Origin of the sequence: Pseudomonas sp. SJZ074 (genome assembly GCF_007828215.1) — a bacterium.
Lineage (GTDB): Bacteria > Pseudomonadota > Gammaproteobacteria > Pseudomonadales > Pseudomonadaceae > Aquipseudomonas.
On sequence record NZ_VIUE01000001.1, the window covers coordinates 173,560 to 193,541 of the forward strand.

17 protein-coding genes are annotated in these 19,982 nt (G+C 60.7%); 8 read left to right on the top strand and 9 right to left on the bottom strand.

The genetic code is table 11. From position 1 onward, the window contains the following. Positions 1 to 20 precede the first annotated feature (20 nt). A complete protein-coding gene (locus tag FBX99_RS29365; protein WP_144924620.1) occupies positions 21 to 626 on the top strand; it encodes a cold-shock protein in 606 nt (201 codons plus the stop codon). A 70-nt stretch (positions 627 to 696) separates the two neighbouring features. Here the strand turns inward: FBX99_RS29365 and FBX99_RS00900 are convergent, their stop codons facing one another. Both FBX99_RS00900 and FBX99_RS00905 read right to left on the bottom strand, forming a co-directional pair. After that, a complete protein-coding gene (locus FBX99_RS00900) occupies positions 697 to 903 on the bottom strand; it encodes a SlyX family protein (RefSeq protein WP_041021693.1) in 207 nt (68 codons plus the stop codon). A gap of 3 nt (positions 904 to 906) precedes the next feature. Further along, the gene (locus FBX99_RS00905; protein WP_144924618.1) at positions 907 to 1,332 is read right to left on the bottom strand and encodes an HIT domain-containing protein; all 426 of its coding nucleotides are present in this window, start codon (positions 1,330 to 1,332) and stop codon (positions 907 to 909) included. A gap of 861 nt (positions 1,333 to 2,193) precedes the next feature. On the opposite strand from FBX99_RS00905, the gene FBX99_RS00910 reads away from it, so the two are divergent. Beyond that, complete coding sequence (locus tag FBX99_RS00910; RefSeq protein ID WP_145130395.1) at positions 2,194 to 3,471, top strand: OprD family porin; 1,278 nt, start codon at positions 2,194 to 2,196, stop codon at positions 3,469 to 3,471. Between the two features lie 162 nt (positions 3,472 to 3,633). Here the strand turns inward: FBX99_RS00910 and FBX99_RS00915 are convergent, their stop codons facing one another. Then, positions 3,634 to 4,476, bottom strand: coding sequence for a mechanosensitive ion channel family protein (locus tag FBX99_RS00915; RefSeq protein WP_144924612.1), 843 nt, complete (start codon positions 4,474 to 4,476; stop codon positions 3,634 to 3,636). Between the two features lie 86 nt (positions 4,477 to 4,562). Further along, positions 4,563 to 5,048 carry a YajQ family cyclic di-GMP-binding protein gene (locus tag FBX99_RS00920; protein WP_144924609.1) on the bottom strand — a complete coding sequence of 162 codons (486 nt, stop codon included), beginning with the start codon at positions 5,046 to 5,048 and terminating at the stop codon, positions 4,563 to 4,565. A 143-nt stretch (positions 5,049 to 5,191) separates the two neighbouring features. Between FBX99_RS00920 and FBX99_RS00925 the strand changes: the two genes are divergently transcribed. The 3 genes from FBX99_RS00925 to FBX99_RS00935 are packed head-to-tail and all read left to right on the top strand — an operon-like array spanning position 5,192 to position 8,775. After that, the gene (locus FBX99_RS00925; protein WP_144924606.1) at positions 5,192 to 6,109 is read left to right on the top strand and encodes a putative 2-dehydropantoate 2-reductase; all 918 of its coding nucleotides are present in this window, start codon (positions 5,192 to 5,194) and stop codon (positions 6,107 to 6,109) included. A 45-nt stretch (positions 6,110 to 6,154) separates the two neighbouring features. Next, a complete protein-coding gene (locus FBX99_RS00930; protein ID WP_144924603.1) occupies positions 6,155 to 8,191 on the top strand; it encodes a HAMP domain-containing sensor histidine kinase in 2,037 nt (678 codons plus the stop codon). A 2-nt stretch (positions 8,192 to 8,193) separates the two neighbouring features. Beyond that, positions 8,194 to 8,775 carry a cob(I)yrinic acid a,c-diamide adenosyltransferase gene (locus FBX99_RS00935; protein WP_144924600.1) on the top strand — a complete coding sequence of 194 codons (582 nt, stop codon included), beginning with the start codon at positions 8,194 to 8,196 and terminating at the stop codon, positions 8,773 to 8,775. 135 nt (positions 8,776 to 8,910) lie between these two features. On the opposite strand, the gene FBX99_RS00940 is transcribed toward FBX99_RS00935, so the two are convergent. From FBX99_RS00940 to secA, 4 genes are all read right to left on the bottom strand, one after another. Continuing rightward, positions 8,911 to 9,855 (bottom strand): Nudix family hydrolase, encoded by a 945-nt coding sequence (locus FBX99_RS00940; RefSeq protein WP_144924597.1) that lies wholly within the window; start codon positions 9,853 to 9,855, stop codon positions 8,911 to 8,913. Beyond that, entirely contained in the window at positions 9,852 to 10,040 is a 189-nt protein-coding gene (locus tag FBX99_RS00945; RefSeq protein WP_144924594.1) for a hypothetical protein, read from the bottom strand. The genes FBX99_RS00940 and FBX99_RS00945 overlap by 4 nt, the downstream gene beginning before the upstream one ends. Before the next feature lie 52 nt (positions 10,041 to 10,092). Continuing rightward, positions 10,093 to 11,310: a bifunctional glutamate N-acetyltransferase/amino-acid acetyltransferase ArgJ gene (gene argJ, locus FBX99_RS00950; RefSeq protein ID WP_053146943.1), complete on the bottom strand. Its 1,218-nt coding sequence runs from the start codon at positions 11,308 to 11,310 to the stop codon at positions 10,093 to 10,095. Positions 11,311 to 11,410: 100 nt separating this feature from the next. Then, positions 11,411 to 14,152, bottom strand: a complete 2,742-nt coding sequence (gene secA / locus FBX99_RS00955) for a preprotein translocase subunit SecA (RefSeq protein WP_144924591.1) — start codon at positions 14,150 to 14,152, stop codon at positions 11,411 to 11,413. A gap of 297 nt (positions 14,153 to 14,449) precedes the next feature. Here secA and FBX99_RS00960 point away from each other — a divergent pair, with 297 nt between their 5' ends. Continuing rightward, complete coding sequence (locus tag FBX99_RS00960; protein ID WP_144924588.1) at positions 14,450 to 14,905, top strand: DUF721 domain-containing protein; 456 nt, start codon at positions 14,450 to 14,452, stop codon at positions 14,903 to 14,905. Between the two features lie 113 nt (positions 14,906 to 15,018). On the opposite strand, the gene FBX99_RS00965 is transcribed toward FBX99_RS00960, so the two are convergent. Continuing rightward, complete coding sequence (locus FBX99_RS00965) at positions 15,019 to 16,500, bottom strand: helicase HerA-like domain-containing protein (protein WP_144924586.1); 1,482 nt, start codon at positions 16,498 to 16,500, stop codon at positions 15,019 to 15,021. A 188-nt stretch (positions 16,501 to 16,688) separates the two neighbouring features. Between FBX99_RS00965 and FBX99_RS00970 the strand changes: the two genes are divergently transcribed. Then, positions 16,689 to 18,578: a methyl-accepting chemotaxis protein gene (locus tag FBX99_RS00970; RefSeq protein ID WP_145130397.1), complete on the top strand. Its 1,890-nt coding sequence runs from the start codon at positions 16,689 to 16,691 to the stop codon at positions 18,576 to 18,578. 267 nt (positions 18,579 to 18,845) lie between these two features. Next, complete coding sequence (locus FBX99_RS00975) at positions 18,846 to 19,967, top strand: glycosyltransferase family 1 protein (protein WP_144924580.1); 1,122 nt, start codon at positions 18,846 to 18,848, stop codon at positions 19,965 to 19,967. The last annotated feature ends 15 nt before the right edge of the window (positions 19,968 to 19,982 follow it).

Genomic DNA, 19,982 nt, shown 5'->3' on the forward strand with positions numbered 1-19,982 from the left:
TTAACCGTGAGTCAATCAAAATGTTGAAAATCGTCCACTTGCTAATGGGCGCAGCTGCCCTGCTGCTGTCCTTCATCCCTAGCCTGGGTTCCGAAGCCACACCTTACCTGCAACATCCCGATGCGCTTTACCTGGCCTTCTTCGGCCTGCTCAACCTGATCCTCGCACCTGTCATTCCTTACTGGCACAAAGGTCCTCGTCATCAATTGCAAAACCTGGTCAGCGTACTGCTGGTGCTGGCCGTTGCCTTGCAAACCCTGAGCCTGCTGGCTCCGATGCCGGAAATCAGCGGTCAACCGGCCGTCCTGTTCAGCCTCACTGCGGCGTTGCTTGCCGTGGCACTGCACCTGGCCGCCAGCTTCTACAAGAAGTCGTCGCCGACCGCCGCGCCGCAGAACTACGACATGTCCAATCGTGATACCGGCACCGTGAAGTGGTTCAACACCTCCAAGGGCTTCGGCTTCATCTCCCGTGACTCCGGCGATGACATTTTCGTGCATTTCCGGGCCATCCGCGGCGAAGGCCATCGCGTCCTGGTCGAAGGCCAGCGCGTGGAGTTCTCCGTGATGCACCGCGACAAAGGCCTGCAAGCCGAAGACGTCATCGCCGCACTGCCGCGCCGCTGATTCCAGGCATGAAAAAACCGCGAGCAGCCAGGCTGCATCGCGGTTTTTTTATGCCTCGTCGCTCGGACGATCAGTAATGCGGGGGCGGCGCCTCTTCCTCGACGGATTCGAACTGCCCAGCCATTTCCTCCTGCCGCTTGAGCAACGCCGCCATCTGTAATTGCAAACGCTCGACGACCCGCTGCTGCTCCACCAACACATCATTCAACGCCTGGATGGTGTCATCCTGAAATGCCAGGCGAGTTTCCAGATCGGTAACACGCGCCTCAAGATCCACGGTTCAACCCTCCACAAACTTGAAATCATCGGTCAGGGCCATCCGCAACCGCTCGCGAATGGCCGCCACCTGCTCCGCATTATAAGGCCGGGCCGGGTGCTTGCCCCAGACCGGCGACGGCCAGGCCACATCCTCACGCCTGCGCACGATGACATGCATGTGCAACTGGCTGACGACGTTACCCAACGCCGCAATGTTCAACTTGTCAGCGTCGAAAGAGTCCTTGAGGGTTTCCGCCAGCGCGGTGGTCTCTTTCCACAGCTGGCGTTGATCAACGTCATCGAGCTGAAACAACTCGCTGATATCTTCCCGCCTTGGCACCAGAATGAACCACGGGTAATTCGAATCATTGGACAGCAGCAACCGGCACAGTGGGAAATCGCCAATGGGCAATGTGTCCTGCTGCAGTTGTGGATCTAAAACAAACACCGCGCGTACTCCTTGCTCGTTATCGGGGCGGCCCGGTTTGGGCCTGCATTGGATACTCGCAGCATACCCGCGAATGACTGAACGTTCACTGCGCCCCTCCGGCCTTGACTGAAATGCCTGTTTTCGGGTCCGACCTTCTCCACGCGGTAACAGCGCGCACCATTTCAGCGCAGCAATCTCCCGGGAGTACGGAAACGTCAGCATCCTGATGGGGAGAAACACAGAGCCATGCGCGACTCATGAAGTTTTTTGCACCAAAACTGCACAAAGCGTCTACGCTCAGTGCACGAAGCATCCGGGATTTACTCACTGGCAGGGTGAACCGGTAACGTTTTTGGTTGTCGAGGGCCATTTTCAGTTTTCAAACACGATAGCGGCACAGCAGTCAACCCTATTTAAAACAAGGCCTTTGCCCCCCGGTTTCATGAGGTTTCACCGCGTCAAACGGAAGAGTGTGAAAAAACTGTGAACAAATTTCGGGTTTGTGCATACTTGTTGCATTCATCCCGGACATCGCCCTCAGGCAATCGTCGGAACGAAAACCTGTTGGCCTATAAATAAAGTGGCAAGGTTGCCCTCAGGAGCTTCAAGTGCAGTAACAAAGGACTCTTTACACCGACGCCGAAGAAAGAAAAGCAATATTCAAATTGCGAAACCCGATTGCGTCGGAACAGCCCCATTACGACATGGATCGAGCCATTGGCGACATGGTCGTGAAGAAGCTGGAAGGTTGGATGGGCAAGTATCGCCAATGATGTCGTCGTGATATAAATTTGCGCCGACACAAAAAGAAAGAGCCGCCCAGATAAAAAAACAGGTGGGACGGCAGTACTCTTCTAAAAACCAAAGGAGCAAATCACGATGCGCGTGATGAAGTGGAGCATGATCGCACTGGCTGTTTCGGCCGGTGTTTCGCAGTTCGCAGTGGCGTCTTCCCAGGACGAGTCCAAGGGCTTTTTTGAAGATCAGAGCTTGACCGTCAAAAGCCGTATGCTGTACATGAACCGTGATTTCAAGCACGGTGAATCCAACACACAAGGCACACCTAACCATCCGGATCGCCGTACAGGCTACCGTGAAGAAACTGGCTTGGGCGTCCAAACCGTTTACGAGTCGGGCTTCACCCAAGGCACCATTGGCTTTGGTCTGGACGCGCTGGCCAATGGCATGGTCAAACTGGACAGCGGCGCCGGTCGTACCGGTAACGGCATGTTTGGCAAGGATAGCGAAGGCCATCCGGAAGACACCCAATCCAACGTTGGCGGCGCGGTCAAATTCCGTTTCTCCGACACCGTTCTGAAGTACGGTAACCAATACGTTGCCAGCCCGGTCTTCTCTACAGATGACAGCCGTCTGCTGCCAGAAGTCGCCACCGGTACTCTGATCACCAGCAAGGAAATCAAAGGCCTGGAGCTGAGCGCTGGTCGCTTCACTTCCATGCGTGCGCAGAACCATATGGGTCGCGACAGCCTGGGCTTGAAATCGGCTGACATTGCCGGCGCAACCTACCAGTTCACTGACAACTTTGTAGCTGGTGTAGCGGCCTCCGACATCGAAGACTACTACAAGAAAAAATATGTCAACCTGAACTACACCATGCCGCTCAGCGAAGATCAGTCCCTGAACTTCGACTTCAATGGCTACGATAGCAAAAGCCAGGGTCAGGAGTTGGACGGTGACGTTGACAACCGCATCTGGTCCCTCGCGGCAGCCTATAGCGTCGGCGCTCACAAGTTCACCTTGGCCCACCAACGCTCCTCGGGTGATAGCGGATATAAGTACGGCGTAGACGGCGGCGGTACTATCTTCCTCGCCAACTCCATCCAATACTCCGACTTCAACGGCGAAGATGAGCGCTCCTGGCAAGCTCGCTACGACCTGAACATGAAGACCTACGGCGTTCCTGGCCTGAGCTTCATGACTCGCTACGTCAAAGGCGATAACATCACCACCGCTTCCGGTGTTGAAGGTAAAGAACATGAGTTCGACTTCGAGACCAAGTATGTTCTGCAAAGCGGCCCAGCGAAAGACCTGTCTTTCCGCATTCGTAGCGCAATCGCTCGTTCGAACAATGCCTACGATGGCGGTAACGTCAATGACTTCCGCTTCATCGTCGAATATCCACTGAGCATCTTGTAATTCAGTGCTGAGTAGAATAGCCACACTGCAATAAACAAAAAACCGCTCACCTGATCCAGGTGAGCGGTTTTTTTGCACCCAATGAAACAACCTAACGCAACTTCATAAATAGCAAGCTAGCCAAATATAACCTGACCCAATCGACAGGTTACATCTATGTTGTTATCTCGCCGCCTCTTCCTGCACCACACGAATCACCCGCTGCGGAAACGGAATATCAATCCCCGCATCCTTCAAGCGATCCCGCGCCTGTTCATTGAACATGAACATGACACTCCAGTAATCCGCAGTCTTGACCCACACCCGCAACGACACCGTGATCGAACTGTCGCCCAGGGTGGAAATCACCGCTTCAGGTGCCGGATCGGCCAATACGCGCTCATCCTTGGCCAGATTCAACAAGACCTCGCGCGCTTTTTGCAGGTCAGCCTGGTAATCCACCCCCACATCGAACACCACTTTGCGGGTCGGCTGACGATTGGTGTTGGTGATAATGCCGTTCGACAGGTTGCCGTTGGGCACGATCACCGTCTTGTTGTCACCGGTGCGCAACACGGTATGGAAAATCTGGATGCTGTCGACCGTGCCAGCGATGCCTTGGGCTTCGATCCAGTCGCCAATGCGGAACGGGCGAAACAGCAGGATCAGCACGCCGCCGGCGAAGTTTGCCAGGCTGCCCTGCAACGCCAGGCCAATTGCCAGGCTCGCCGCACCGATGGCAGCAACGAACGAGGTGGTTTCCACGCCGATCATCGACGCGACGCTGATCGCCAACAATATCTTCAGGATGATATTGGCCAGGGTACTGATAAACCCTTGCAATGCCAGGTCAGCGTTACGCAGGGCCAGCAGCGCACCCAGTTTTTGCGTGACCTTGTTGATCAACCACCAGCCGATGGCCAGGGTGATGACAGCCAGCAACACACGGCTGCCGTACTCCATGACCATTGGTATCGCGGCCTGGGAGGTCTCGATCAGGTGATCCACTTCTGCATTCAAGTCCATTCGACTCTCCTTTATTACCGTAAGCACGAATGTGGCGGGGAAGGCTGCTCCCCCACCACCCTATTCCTGAACAGCCTGGCGTCCTGTCAGTCGCGGAAGTTATTGAACTGTAGCGGCATACCGAATTCTTTGGCGCGCAGCGCTGCGATGGCCTCCTGCAAGTCGTCGCGCTTCTTGCCGGTAACCCGCACCTGCTCACCCTGGATGGCGGCCTGGACCTTGAGCTTGGCATCCTTGATGTGAGCGACAATCTTCTTTGCCAGCTCCTTGTCGATGCCTTCCTTGAGCACGGCTTCCTGTTTCATCACCTTGCCCGAGGCATAGGCATCCTTGATTTCAAGGCATTGCACGTCGATCTTGCGCTTGACCAGCGCCATCTTGAGGATCTCGATCATCGCCTCGAGCTGGAATTCGGCTTCGGCGGTCAGGTTGACGGTCAGGTCCTTTTCCTTGAATTCGAAGCTGCCTTTGCCCTTGAGGTCATAACGACGGTCGAGTTCCTTGACGGCGTTTTCAACGGCGTTGGTGACTTCGTGTTTGTCCAGTTCGGATACCACGTCGAATGACGGCATGTAGTGTTCTCCAAATAAAAAGGCGCGCCAGTAACAAAGGCGCGCGCTTGGCTTGTGGTTAAAATCGGGCTCATTATAACGGGTCTTTTCTTGCCGATACCGCGAGCCCCTCAGATGCCTGCGCCAAACCGAGTAAAAAACTGATGTCCACGACCTGGCATGTCCTGGGGGCCGGCAGTCTTGGCACGTTGTGGGCCACGCGCCTGGCGCGGGCCGGCCTGCCGGTGCGCCTGGTGTTGCGCAATGAAGCCCGGATGCAGGCGTATCGGGCAAGCGGTGGCCTGACACTGGTGGAACAGGGCCAAACGCAGCGCTACCCGGTGCCTGGGGAAACGGCGGACAGCCCCGAGCCCATCAAACGCCTGCTATTGGCCTGTAAAGCCTATGACGCAGAGGCGGCCGTGGCCTCGGTGGCCCATCGCCTGGACGCCGAGTCGGAACTGATCCTGTTGCAGAATGGCCTCGGCAGCCAGGACGCGGTGGCGAACCGCGTCCCCCAGGCCCGTTGTATCAGTGCCTCCAGCACCGAAGGCGCGTTCCGCGACGGCGACTGGCGCGTGGTGTTCGCCGGTCACGGCTACACGTGGCTTGGTGACCCCGCCCACCCCGTGGCGCCGTTCTGGTTGGACGACCTGAGCGCCGCCGGAATCCCCCACGCATGGAGCGCGGACATCCTCACCCGGCTCTGGCGAAAACTGGCCCTCAACTGTGCGATCAACCCGCTGACTGTGCTGTATCACTGCAAGAATGGTGGCTTGCAGGAACATCGCTGCGAAGTGGCAACCCTGTGCGCGGAACTGACTGATCTGCTCGAACGCTGCGGCCAGCCCGCGGCGGCCGAGGACTTGCAGCCGGAAGTCGAACGGGTGATCCAGGCCACGGCGGCCAATTACTCCTCGATGCACCAGGATGTCGCCAACCGGCGCCGCACTGAAATCAGCTATCTGCTCGGCCACGCCTGCAAGGCCGCCCGGCGGCACGAGCTGGCGATACCGCATCTGGAACAGCTGCGCCAGCGCCTGATCGCTCACTTGGACAACCTCGGATTGCCCAGCGACTGAGCAGCGGCTACGCTGGCCTGGTGTTCCTTTTCAGCGACGAATCTGATGCCATTGCGCCAGCGCCTTGAAAACCTGCCGGTCGGCCAGAAACTGTTGGCCGCCCTGCTGGTGTTATTGACCACTGTCCTGCTGGTCGCCAACCTGACCTTTATCAGCGCCGCCTATTACATTTCCCAGGAAAGCATGGCCCCCCAGGCCCTGCAAACCATCGGCCGACTGATCGCCAATCCGAGCCTGATCTCCGATGCCCTGCAATCGCCACAAGGCGCCAAGCGCCTGCTTGACGAACTCAACAGCTACGCCCCGCTGCGGGCGGCGGCGCTGTATGACGGCGAGGGCGAACGCCTGGCGCAACTGCAACAGGGTGAGAAGCTCAGGCTGCCGGATCATTTCCGCAATGTGCAAGCCTGGCAGGCCGGTGAATTCCGCAGCAACCAGGTCATCACCCTGCCCCGCCCCGGTACCGCGCCGGGCCACCTGCTGCTGGTCGCCAGCAGTGAACTGCCCACGGCGTTCTACACCGGCACCCTGACCGCCAGCCTCGGCATCCTGATTTTCAGCGTGCTGCTGTGGCTGGTCATCGCCCAGCAGATCAAACGCCTGATCACCCAGCCGATTCATCAGTTGGAAGAGCTGTCGCGCCAGGTCACCCGGGAAGAAAACTATTCCCTGCGCGCCGCCCGTGGCAACCACGACGAAATCGGCAGCCTGGCCGAAGCCTTCAATACCATGCTGTCGCGGATCGAGGCCCGGGAGCAGCAGCTCAAGCGCGCCCGGGACGACTCCCAGGCGGCCTACGACCAGGCCCAGGGCCTGGCGGAAGAAACCCGGCATACCAACCGCAAGCTGGAACTCGAAGTCCAGGTGCGCAGCAAGATCGAGAAAAAGCTCACCGGCTTTCAGAACTACCTCAACAGCATTATCGACTCCATGCCGTCGGCCCTGATCGCTCTCGACGAACAGCTTTATGTCACCCAATGGAACCAGGAGGCCAGCGCCCTTTCCGGCACCCGGCTGGACGAAGCATTGAACCAGCCGATCTTCCTCGCCTTCGAACCCCTCAAGCCGTACCTGCCGCAGCTCAAGCAAACGGTCGAGCAGCACACGGTGGCGAAGATCGAACGCGTCACCTGGACCAAGGACGATGAAGCCCGGCACTACGCCCTGACCTTCTATCCGCTGATGGGTGGTGCCGGACGCGGGGTGGTGATCCGCATCGACGACATTACCCAGCGCCTGTCGCTGGAAGAAATGATGGTGCAATCGGAAAAAATGCTCTCGGTCGGCGGCCTCGCGGCGGGCATGGCCCATGAGATCAACAACCCACTGGGGGCCATCCTGCACAACGTGCAGAACATCCGCCGGCGCCTGTCACCGGAACTGCCCAAGAATCTCGAACAGGCCGAGCAACTGGGCATCGAACTGCAGGTGGTCAATCAATACCTCCAGGGCCGGGACATCCCGCAGTTGCTCGATGGCATCCAGCAGGCCGGCGCCCGCGCGGCGAAAATCGTCACCCACATGCTCAGTTTCAGCCGCCGCAGCACGCGACAAATGGCCCCTTGCGACCTGCCGGCCCTGATCGACCAGGCGGTGGAAATCGCCGGCAACGACTTCGACCTGGCGATCGGCTTCGACTTCAAGGGCCAGGCAATCATCCGTCAGTTCGACCCGAACCTGGGCCCGGTACCCGGCACCGCCAACGAATTGGAGCAGGTGCTGCTCAACCTGTTGAAAAACGCCGCCCAGGCCATCCACCAACGCCAGGACGACAGCGAACCCGGGCGCATTACCCTGCGCACGCGGCTGAACCCGCCCTGGGCGGAAATCCAGGTCGAGGACAACGGCATCGGCATGAGCGAGAACGTGCGCAAACGCACCTTCGAGCCCTTCTTCACCACCAAGGAAATCGGCCAGGGCACGGGCCTGGGGCTGTCGGTGTCGTATTTCATCATCACCAATAACCACAAGGGCCAGATGGAAGTGCAGTCGGCGCCGGGCCAGGGCACCTGCTTCACCTTGCGCCTGCCCCTGGCGGGCATTTCGATGATGCCCCAAGAACAAAAGCAACTGGAGCGCTGAGCATGGGCTTTCGCCTGTCGAAGATTTACACCCGCACCGGCGACAAGGGTGAAACCGGGTTGGGCGATGGTCGTCGCGTGGCGAAGGACCACCCACGGGTCGAGGCCATCGGCGAAGTGGATAGCTTGAACAGCCAACTGGGGTTGCTGCTGGCCGCGCTCATCGACGAGGCGAGCCGATACCCGGCGCTAAGGGAGATCATCGAAGTGTTGGCACCCTGTCAGCATCGGTTGTTCGACCTGGGTGGCGAACTGGCAATGCCGGCCTATCAGGCATTGACCACGGCGGAAGTCGAGCGACTGGAAGCGGCCATCGATCTGTGGAACGAAGAGCTGGGGCCACTGGAAAACTTCATCCTGCCCGGCGGCTCGACCCTGGTGGCCCAGGCCCACGTCTGCCGCAGCCTGGCCCGCAGTGCCGAGCGACGTTGCCAGCAATTGAACGCCGTGGAGCCGCTGGCGGGACCGGGGTTGGCCTATATCAATCGAATGTCGGATCTGTTGTTCGTGGCGGCGCGGGCGATTGCCCGGCGCCAGGGTGTGGCGGAGGTGCTTTGGGTGGCAGCGGCCAAGCCTGGGGAGTGATCACAGATATCATTGCCTGTCAGGCCGTCTTCGCGAGCAAGCCCGCTCCCACAGTTGAAGCGCGTTCCTCCTGAAGAACTCGGTCAACTGTGGGAGCGGGCTTGCTCGCGAAGGCGCCGGCAGCCACACCACAAATCAGGCATCAGGCCAGAACGCCCGAATCCCCGCCACACCCTGCGCGCCGGCCTCCCAGGCCTTCTGCCGCTCGGCAGGCCCCACTCCGCCCAGCAGATATACCGGACGGTTGAAGCCCTCGATCAGCCGGGCAGCCTCGGCCCAACCCAATGGCTGGGCCTCGGGATGGGTCTGGGTCGGTTGCACGGGCGAGAGCGTCACGAAGTCCACGTCCATCTGCTGCGCCAGGGAGAGTTCCTCGGCGTTATGACAGGAAGCGGCCAGCCAACGGTCCTTGCCGAATGGACGGCCGGCCGCCGCATGCTTGCGCAGTTGCGCGACGGTAACGTGCCAACCGGCGGAAGGGAAGTCCCCCAGCCATTCGAAAGGCCCCTTGAGCATCAACTGGGCCTTGCCGGCACACAATCCCGCCGCATCCACCGCCAAATCACGGTATTGCGGATCGTAGCCATTGGGCGCCCGCAGCTGGACCAGCTTGATCCCACCGGCGATAGCCTTCTGCATTCCCCGCAACAGGGCCGGTGTTTCAAGGCCTTCCGGGGTGATCAGGTATTCGCCGGGCAAGCGAGCCGCCGCCACGATCGGCTGGTTGGCTGCCGGAAACTCATGGTTGGTCAGGTCGCGAGCCGTGACCCAGGCCAGCGGTTGCCCTTCGGCACCATGGGGTTCGCCGGAGAACGCCGAGACTTCCCAGACATCCAGCAAAACCTGTTTATCCGGGTAATCGTGACGCACCTTGATCAATGGCCGGGCAGCGTCGACCACAATTCCCAGCTCCTCATGAAGTTCCCGGGCCAGGGCCGTCTCGACGGATTCGTCGGCCTCGACCTTGCCACCGGGAAATTCCCACAGGCCACCCTGGTGCTGGGTGTCGGCCCGTCGGGCGATCAGGATCTTGCCGGCAGCGTCACGAATGACCGCCGCCGCTACGTGTACTCGTTTCACCGCGCGATGTCCTCCAGGCCGGCCGTTTGCCACGCCTTGAGCGCCGCCAGCCATTGATAAAGGGTTTCGACTTGGGCCACATTCACCTCGGGCAGTTTCAGCTCAACAGTGTGCAGCCGCCTCGCCGCCTTCGCGAGCAAGCCCGCTCCCACACTGAATTGATGCGTGACATAAAAAGTGTTCACACCTCAAATCTCCTGTGGGAGCGGGCTTGCTCGCGAATGGGACGACTCTGTCTTAAGTCCGATACTCAGCGTTGATCTTGACGTACTCGTGGGACAAGTCAGTGGTCCAGATCGTCTCGCTGCAATCACCGCGCCCCAGCTCGATGCGGATGGTGATTTCTTCCTGTTGCATCACCGCCGCCCCCTGGGCCTCGGTGTAGGTCGCGGCGCGGGCGCCCTGGCTGGCGATGCAGACTTCGCCGAGGAACACGTCGATCTTGCTCACGTCCAGGTCCGGCACGCCGGCACGGCCGACCGCCGCGAGGATCCGCCCCCAGTTCGGGTCAGAGGCGAAGAGCGCGGTCTTGATCAGCGGCGAATGCGCCACGGTGTAGCCGACATCCAGGCATTCCTGATGATTGCCACCACCGTTGACTTGCACAGTCACAAACTTGGTTGCACCCTCGCCGTCACGGACGATGGCCTGGGCCACTTCCATGCACACTTCGAACACCGCCTGCTTCAGGGCCGCGAACAGCGGGCCGCTGGCTTCGGTGATTTCCGGCAGGTTGGCCTTGCCGGTGGCGATCAGCATGCAGCAGTCGTTGGTCGATGTATCGCCGTCGATGGTAATGCGGTTGAACGACTTGTTCGCGCCGTCGAGCATCAGGTCCTGCAGCACCTGGCGGGAGACTTTGGCGTCAGTCGCGATGTAGCCGAGCATGGTCGCCATGTTCGGGCGGATCATGCCGGCGCCCTTGCTGATGCCGGTGACGGTGACGGTGACGCCGTCGTGCTGGAATTGACGGCTCGCGCCCTTGGGCAAGGTGTCGGTGGTCATGATGCCGGTGGCGGCGGCGGCCCAGTTGTTTTCCGACAGGTCATCGAGGGCGGCCTGCAGCGCACCTTCGATCTTCTCGACCGGCAGCGGCTCACCGATCACACCCGTGGAGTACGGTAGCACCTGAGCGGCGTCAACGCCGGTCAGCTCGGCCAGCTTGGCGCAGGTGCGCTCGGCGGCGGCCAGCCCTGGCGCACCGGTGCCTGCATTGGCATTGCCGGTGTTGGTCAGCAGGTAGCGCACCGGCCCCTGGACACGTTGCTTGGCCAGGATGACCGGGGCGGCACAAAAGGCGTTGAGGGTGAATACGCCGGCAACCGTCGAGCCTTCGGCGCAACGCATGACCACCACATCCTTGCGCCCGGGGCGCTTGATGCCCGCCGAGGCGATACCGAGTTCAAAACCGGCAACCGGGTGCAACGTTGGCAACGGACCAAGACCAACAGCCATGAATGCGCTCCTCAATAAATGTATGTCTGAATCAAATGGCAAAACGCCGCGACAGAGGTTGCCTGTCGCGGCGCGGGTCGTTCAGCGTTTGAGACGGGCGTTACTGGATCTGCCCGTGGCAATGCTTGTATTTCTTGCCCGAACCGCAGTAGCACAACTCGTTACGGCCCAGCTTCTGCTCGTTGCGCACCGGCGCGGTCGCCAGGGCGACATCCACATCGACCCCCTCTTCCTGAGCCTGGGTCACTTCCAGGCCTGGGGCTTCGGCGTGTTCGAACTGCATGCGCGCGGCCAGGGCCTCGGCTTCCTGACGCAGTCGGGCTTCCTCTTCGGCCGGGTCTTCGCGGCGGACCTGAACGTGGGACAGCACACGGATCGAGTCGCGCTTGATCGAATCCAGCAGCTCGGAGAACAAGGTGAAGGATTCACGCTTGTATTCCTGCTTCGGGTTCTTCTGGGCGTAACCGCGCAAATGGATACCGTGGCGCAGGTGATCCATGGTCGACAGGTGGTCTTTCCACAGGTCGTCCAGTACCCGCAGCACAATCTGCTTCTCGAAGGAGCGCAGCGCTTCGGCGCCAGCCTGGTCTTCCTTCTCGTTGTACGCGGCGATCAGTTCGGCCAGCAGCTTTTCGCGCAGGGTTTCTTCGTACAGGTGGTCGTCTTCGTCGAGCCACTGCTGGATCGGCAACGACACGCCGAAGTCGCTGCGCAAGGCAGCTTCCAGGCCGGCAATGTCCCACTGCTCCGGCAGCGACTGTGGTGGAATGTGGGCGCTGACGGTTGCGTCGAGCACTTCCTGGCGGAAGTCGGCGATGGTGTCGCCGATGTTGTCGGCGGCCAACAAACTGTTACGCATGTGATAGATCACTTTACGCTGTTCGTTGTTGACGTCGTCGAACTCGAGCAATTGCTTGCGGATATCGAAGTTGCGTCCTTCGACCTTGCGCTGGGCCTTTTCGATGGCGTTCGTCACCATCCGGTGTTCGATCGCTTCGCCAGGCTGCATGCCCAGAGCCTTCATGAAGTTCTTCACCCGGTCAGAGGCGAAGATACGCATCAGGCTGTCTTCCAGGGACAGGTAGAAGCGGCTGGAACCGGCGTCACCCTGGCGACCGGCACGGCCACGCAACTGGTTGTCGATACGGCGCGATTCATGGCGCTCGGAAGCGATCACCTGCAAACCACCGGACTCGAGCACCTGCTGGTGACGCTTCTGCCAGTCGGCCTTGATCTGCGCGATCTGCTCGGGGGTCGGGTTTTCCAGGGAGGCGACTTCCACTTCCCAGTTGCCGCCCAGCAGGATGTCGGTACCACGACCAGCCATGTTGGTGGCGATGGTCAACGCACCCGGGCGACCGGCCTGGGCGATGATCTCGGCTTCCTTCTCGTGGAACTTGGCGTTGAGGACCTTGTGCTCGATGCCTTCCTTGTTGAGCAATGCGGACATGTGCTCGGAGGTTTCGATGGTGGCGGTACCCACCAGGATCGGACGACCCTGGGCCATGCCGTCCTTGATGTCGTTGATGATCGCCGCGTACTTCTCTTCGGCGGTCAGGAACACCAGGTCGTTGTAGTCTTTACGCGCCAGCGGCTTGTTCGTCGGGATCACCACTACTTGCAGGCCGTAGATCTGGTGGAACTCGAACGCTTCGGTGTCGGCGGTACCGGTCATGCCGGACAGCTTGTTGTACAGGCGGAAGTAGTTCTGGAAGGTGGTCGAGGCCAGTGTCTGGCTCTCGGCCTGGATATTCAGGCCTTCCTTGGCTTCGATGGCCTGGTGCAGGCCTTCGGACAGGCGACGGCCCGGCATGGTACGACCGGTGTGTTCGTCGACCAGCACCACCTGGCCGTCCTGCACGATGTATTCGACGTTGCGATGGAACAGCTTGTGGGCACGCAGGCCGGCATAGACGTGGGTCAGCAGGCCTAGGTTATGGGCCGAATACAGGCTTTCGCCTTCGGCCAGCAGGCCGACGCGGGTCAGCACTTCCTCGATGTACTGGTGGCCGGCTTCGTTGAGTTCGACCTGACGGGTCTTCTCGTCAACGGTGAAGTGCCCGGCCTGGGTCACTTCGCCTTCCACTTCCTCGACGTGCAGCTTGAGCTGCGGGATCAACTTGTTGATCTCCATGTACAGCTTGGAGCTGTCCTCGGCCTGACCGGAAATGATCAGCGGGGTACGGGCTTCGTCGATGAGGATGGAGTCGACTTCGTCGATGACCGCGAAATTGAGTTCGCGCTGGAATTTTTCTTCCAGGCTGAACGCCATGTTGTCGCGCAGGTAATCGAAACCGAATTCGTTGTTGGTGCCGTAGGTGATGTCGGCAGCGTAGGCGGCACGCTTCTCTTCCGGCGGTTGGAACGGCGTGACCACGCCGACGGTCAGCCCGAGGAATTCGTACAGCGGGCGCATCCAGTTGGCGTCGCGGCGAGCCAGGTAGTCGTTGACCGTCACCACATGCACGCCCTTGCCGGACAATGCGTTGAGGTAGACGCCCAGGGTCGCCACCAGGGTTTTACCCTCACCGGTGCGCATTTCGGCGATCTTGCCTTCGTGCAGGGTCATGCCGCCGATCAACTGGACGTCGAAGTGGCGCATGCCCATGACCCGCTTGCCGGCTTCGCGGGCAACCGCAAAGGCTTCGGGCAGGAGCTGGTCGAGGGTTTCCCCCTTGGCGATGCGGTCCTTGAATTCGGCAGTCTTGGCGCGTAACTGATCGTCCGAAAGGGCCACCATTTGCTCTTCGAAGGCATTGACGATCTGTACCGTCTTGAGCATGCGTTTGACTTCACGCTCGTTCTTGCTTCCAAAGAGTTTCTTTAACAAAGGCGCAAACATATCGGCAGGATCTTCCACACTAAAGGGATGGAGGGCGGCCCCATGAGTCGCCCGTGCAGCCCTCATGGCCGCATGCGAACGAGCATTCTACCCGGAAACGATGGTGAGGAAAGTGGCGTTATCCACGATGCTGGCACAGCGCTGTGACGGGGCCCTCCTAAAATAAGGGCTTTTACGCGAAGTTCAACCCACAAAACGCATAACTTCCTACTGTTTGTGTGAGTAAACAGCCATTGCCCGAAGCGTACCTGGCACTTTCTGCTACCATGGCGCCTCTGTCACTCGCGGTATACGTTCATGGCCTTCCGCCCCCTCCCAGCCAAGGCTCCCGCCGTTCTGTTGCGCGAAGCCAAACCGCTGAAAGCCATCTTCGGCCACGCCAGGCGCCTGGGCCATCTGCAACGCCTGCTGGACAGCCAGCTGCAGCCCGCCGCCCGCGAACACTGCCACGTGGCCTCCTGGCGCGAAGGCAGTTTGCTGTTGATCGTCACGGACGGCCACTGGGCCACGCGCCTGCGCTACCAGCAAAAACGCCTGCTGCGTCAGCTACAGGCATTCGAGGAGTTTGCCAGCCTCACGCGGATTCTCTTCAAGGTGCAGCCCCCCACCGTACAGGTCGGGGCCAAGGGGCACACCCTGGACCTGTCCACCGACGCCGCCGAAACCATCCAGGCCACCGCGGACGGCATCAGCGACCCGAGCCTGCGGGCAGCGCTGGAGCGGTTGGCGGCCCATGCCAGGGCCAAGCCCTGAGTTCTCCGTCGGCAGGCTGGCCGCCATCGCGAGCAGGCTCGCTCCCCCGTTGAACCACTTGCGATCCCCTGTGGGAGCGAGCCTGCTCGCAATGAAGACACCTCGGTTCTCAGCTACCGCCGCTTACTCCCCCCCAGCAACGACCCCATCAATCCTCTCACTAACTGTCGTCCCAGTTGATTGGCCGCCTGGCGCATCGCCGATTTCAATGCCTGGCCTGCCGCCGTGCCAAGAAACTCCCCGGCCTTTTCGGTAAAGCTCGGCTCCTCGGCCGCCGGTTTGCCTGGCGCCACTTCGGGCTCCAGGCCCTTGCGGCCCATCAGCACTTCATAGGCCGATTCGCGGTCAATGGGTTTATCGTAACGGCCCTGCAATGGCGAACGGGCGATCAATCCGGCTCGCTCGGCCTCGGTCAACGGCCCGATTCGCGACTGCGGCGGCGCCACCAACACCCGCCGGACCATCTCCGGCGTACCTTTTTCCTGCAGGGTGCCCACCAGGGCCTCGCCGATGCCCAGCTCGGTAAGCACCGCCAGGGCATCGAACTGCGGGTTTGGCCGGAAACCGTCCGCCACTGCCCGCAGGGATTTTTGTTCCTTGGCGGTAAAGGCCCGCAAGCCATGCTGGATGCGTAATCCCAACTGCGCCAGGACATCGTCCGGCAGGTCACCTGGGGATTGCGTAACGAAGTACACCCCGACGCCTTTGGAGCGGATCAGGCGCACCACTTGCTCCAACCGCTCCTGCAACGCCTTCGGCGTGCCGGCGAACAGCAGATGTGCCTCGTCGAAAAACAGCGCCAGCAGCGGTTTATCCGCATCGCCGCGCTCGGGCAATTGCTCGAACAACTCGGCCAGTAGCCACAACAGGAACGTCGCGTAGACCTTGGGCGCCTCGTGGACCAGGCGACTGGCGTCCAGCAAATGAATGCGGCCGCGGCCGTCGCCGTCCGGATGCAGGATGTCTTCGAGCTGCAAGGCCGGCTCGCCAAACAACGCGTCGGCCCCCTGTTGTTCCAGTGTGGACAAGCGCCGCAACAGCGCCTGGCTGGAGCCGGTGGTCATCAGCGCCGCATCGTCCCCCAACAGTGCCGGGTTGTCCTTGAGGTGATTGAGCAGCGCCTTCAGGTCCTTGAGGTCCAGCAACAACAGGCCTTCACGATCCGCCACTTTGAACGCGGCGTACAACGCAGCCTGCTGGCTGTCGGTCAACTCCAGCAGGCTGCCGAGCAACAACGGCCCCATCTCGCTCAGGGTGGTGCGCAGTGGGTGACCGGACTGGCCGTGAACGTCCCACAGGGTCACTGGGTAGGCCCGGGGCCTGTGCTCGAGCCAGGGCATGCTGGCAATGCGCTCGGCGACTTTGCCCTGGGGGTTGCCGGCGGCGCCGAGTCCGCACAGGTCGCCTTTGATGTCTGCCGCGAATACGGCCACGCCGGCATCGCTGAAGGCTTCGGCCAGGCGTTGCAGGGTGACGGTCTTGCCGGTGCCGGTGGCGCCTGCCACCAGGCCATGACGGTTCGCCAGGCGCATGGCCTGGCCAATGGGCTGGCCGGTAAGGTCGGCCCCGATAACGAGTTGCAGTGAGTCAGGCATGTGGTCACCTGTGATTAATTTCTGGCCAAGTTGGCCGATATAAGAAGCGACAGACCTCAGTGAAAAACACGGTCGGATAATTCCCCAGGGAGAGAAGGAAATATCAGAGCTTTCAACACGGCGCCTTTTTTCGAACTTTTCATATAAAAGCACGCCCAGAGCTATAAGACTCCGCGGAACCCCGAGCCATGAACAAAAACCTGCGCTTCAGCCATAAAATCCTGATTGCCGCCGCACTGATCGTCATAGCGGCCTTCGCTTCATTTACCGCCTACAACGATTACCTGCAACGCAACGCCATCCGTGACGACCTCGACAGCTACCTGCATGAAATGAGTGACGTCACGGCCAGTAACATCCAGACCTGGCTGAGCGGCCGTATCCTGCTGATCGAAAACCTGGCCCAGAATATCGCCGTCACGCCAGACCAGGCCGGCGTCACCCGCCTGCTGGAACAGAAAGCGCTGACTTCCACCTTCATGGCGTCCTACCTGGGCGATGCCAAGGGCAGCTTTATCATACGCCCCGATGCGAAGATACCCGACGGTTTCGATCCACGGGTGCGCCCCTGGTACAAAGGTGCCGAAAGCAGCGCCACGGCTACCCTGACCGAGCCCTACATCGATGCCGCCAGCGGCGGACTGATCATCTCCATCGCCAGCGCCTCCAGGAACAACGGACAAAGTGTCGGCGTGGTAGGTGGCGACCTGAGCCTGCAAACCATCATCGACAACCTCAAGACCGTGGATTTCGATGGCATGGGCTACGCCTACCTGGTCAGCGCCGACGGCAAGATCCTGGTACATCCCGATAAAGCCCTGGTCATGAAGACGCTGACCGATGCCTATCCGCAAAACACACCGAAGATCAGCGACCAGATCAACGAAGTCGAGGTCGACGGCCATACGCGCATCGTCACCTTCACGCCGATCAAGGGCCTGCCCTCGGTGAACTGGTACGTCGGTGTGTCGGTCGACAAGGATCAGGCCTACTCGATGCTCAGCAATTTCCGAACCTCGGCGGTGATTGCCACTGTCATTGCCGTGGTTTTCATTATCGCGCTGCTGAGCATGCTGATCCGCCTCCTGATCCAACCATTGCATGTCATGACCCGGGCCATGGAGGACATCGCCGACGGCGAGGGCGACCTGACCAAACGTCTGACGATCCAGAACCAGGACGAATTCGGCATCCTGGGCACCGCGTTCAATCGCTTCGTGGAGCGCATCCACAGGTCGATTCGCGAAGTGTCTTGCGCCACCGAACACGTCAACGAAGTCGCCTTACGCGTGGTGAGCGCCTCGAATTCGTCGATGGTCAACTCCGACGAACAGTCCAGCCGGACCAACAGCGTCGCCGCCGCCATCAACCAATTGGGCGCCGCCGCCCAGGAAATCGCCCGCAACGCCGCCCAGGCCTCCCATCAGGCCAGCGATGCCCGCGGCCTGGCGGAAGACGGCCAGCAAGTGGTGGACCGCAGCATTGCCGCGATGAACCGGCTGTCCGACCTGCTGAGCACCTCAAGCAGCAACATCGAATCGCTCAATAGCAAGACCGTGAACATCGGCCAGATTCTGGAAGTGATCACCAGCATTTCCCAACAGACCAACCTGCTGGCCCTCAACGCGGCGATCGAAGCCGCCCGGGCAGGTGAGGCCGGACGCGGTTTTGCCGTGGTGGCCGATGAGGTGCGCAACCTGGCCCATCGCACCCAGGAGTCGGCGCAACAGGTGCAGACCATGATCGAGGAATTGCAGGTCGGCGCGCGGGCGTCGGTCACGACCATGAATGACAGCCAGCGCCACAGTCAGGAGAGCGTGGAGATCGCCAACCAGGCTGGCGAACGCCTGAACAGCGTGACCTTGCGCATCAGTGAAATCGACGGCATGAACCAGTCGGTGGCCACGGCCACCGAGGAGCAGACGGCCGTAGTGGAATCGATCAACGTGGACATCACCGAGATCAACACCCTGAACCAGGAAGGTGTGGAAAACCTGCAATCCACCTTGCGCGCGTGCTCCGATCTTGAGCGGCAGGCGGCGCGGCTCAAACAGTTGGTAGGCAGTTTCCGTATCTAGCGCACCCAAGGGCCCTTTCGCGAGCAAAGCCCGCACCACATTGGATTTCCGGTGAGGCACACAGGCTACGACCGGCCCCAACCCCCTGTGGGAGCGGGCTTGCTCGCGAAAGCGGTGGGTCGGCTGAAGTGATGCTGGATGAAAAGCCGCCATCGCGAGCCCGCTCGCGATGGGCCCTCCAGACCATCCATTGCTTCGCTGCCACCACAACCCAACCGAACATCTATTCTTCATAAAGGTCAACACAGGAGAACACAGACCGGAGGGATGTTCATCGTGCATATAGCGGACATAACCATGTTCTACGCCCCCGCCAGCGGAGGCGTGCGCACTTATCTGGATGCCAAGCACCGTCGCCTGGGGGATCGGCCCGGCATCCGCCACAGTCTGCTGATTCCCGGCGCGCATTTGAGCGAGCAGGATGGGATCTATAAGGTGCCCGCCCCTGCGCTGCCCTTCGGCAAGGGCTACCGCTTCCCGTTGCGCCTGGCGCCCTGGCGCAATGCCCTGCGCGACCTGCAACCAGACCTGATCGAAGTCGGCGACCCCTACCTCACCGCCTGGGCCGCACTGGACGCCCGACGCCAGCTGGACGTGCCGGTCATCGGGTTCTATCACTCCGACCTGCCCCTGCTGGTGAGCAATCGCATGGGCAATTGGTTCACCCCTAACATCGAAGCCTATGTCAGCAAGTTGTACGGCAATTTCGACCGGGTCCTGGCTCCCAGCCAGGTCATGGCCGACAAGCTGGCCGGGTTGGGTGTGCGTAATGTCCATGTGCAGCCATTGGGCGTGGACCTCCAGACCTTCAACCCCGGCGCCCGCGACCCGGAACTGCGGGCCGAGCTGGGCATTGCCGAAGACACACGTCTGCTGATCTTCGCCGGACGCGGTTCCAAGGAAAAGAACCTGCCGGTGCTGCTCAAATGCATGAAACGCCTGGGCGAGCGCTACCACCTGCTGCTGGTGGGCTCGTCAATGCCTGCCATCGTGCCGGACAACGTCACCGTGATTGATGCGTTCCGTCCGGCGCCGCAAGTTGCCCGGCTGATGGCCAGCGCCGACGCCCTGCTGCATGCCGGCGATCAGGAAACCTTCGGCCTGGTGATCCTCGAAGCCATGGCCAGCGGCATTCCAGTGGTGGCGGTCGCGGCTGGGGCATTCACCGAAATAGTCCACGAAGACTGCGGCCTGTTGTGCGCGCCGAATAATCCACAGGCCATGGCCAATGCCGTGCGGCAGCTCTTCGCCGAAGGTTGCCAGCGCCGCGGCTTGCTGGCGCGTCGCCATGTCGAGCGTCATTACGCCTGGGATTCAGTGGTCAACAGCCTGCTCGGGCACTATTACGCGGTGCTCGGCGAACAGCTGCCGTTACAGGCCAATGGTTGAGATGAGGTCCGTGCC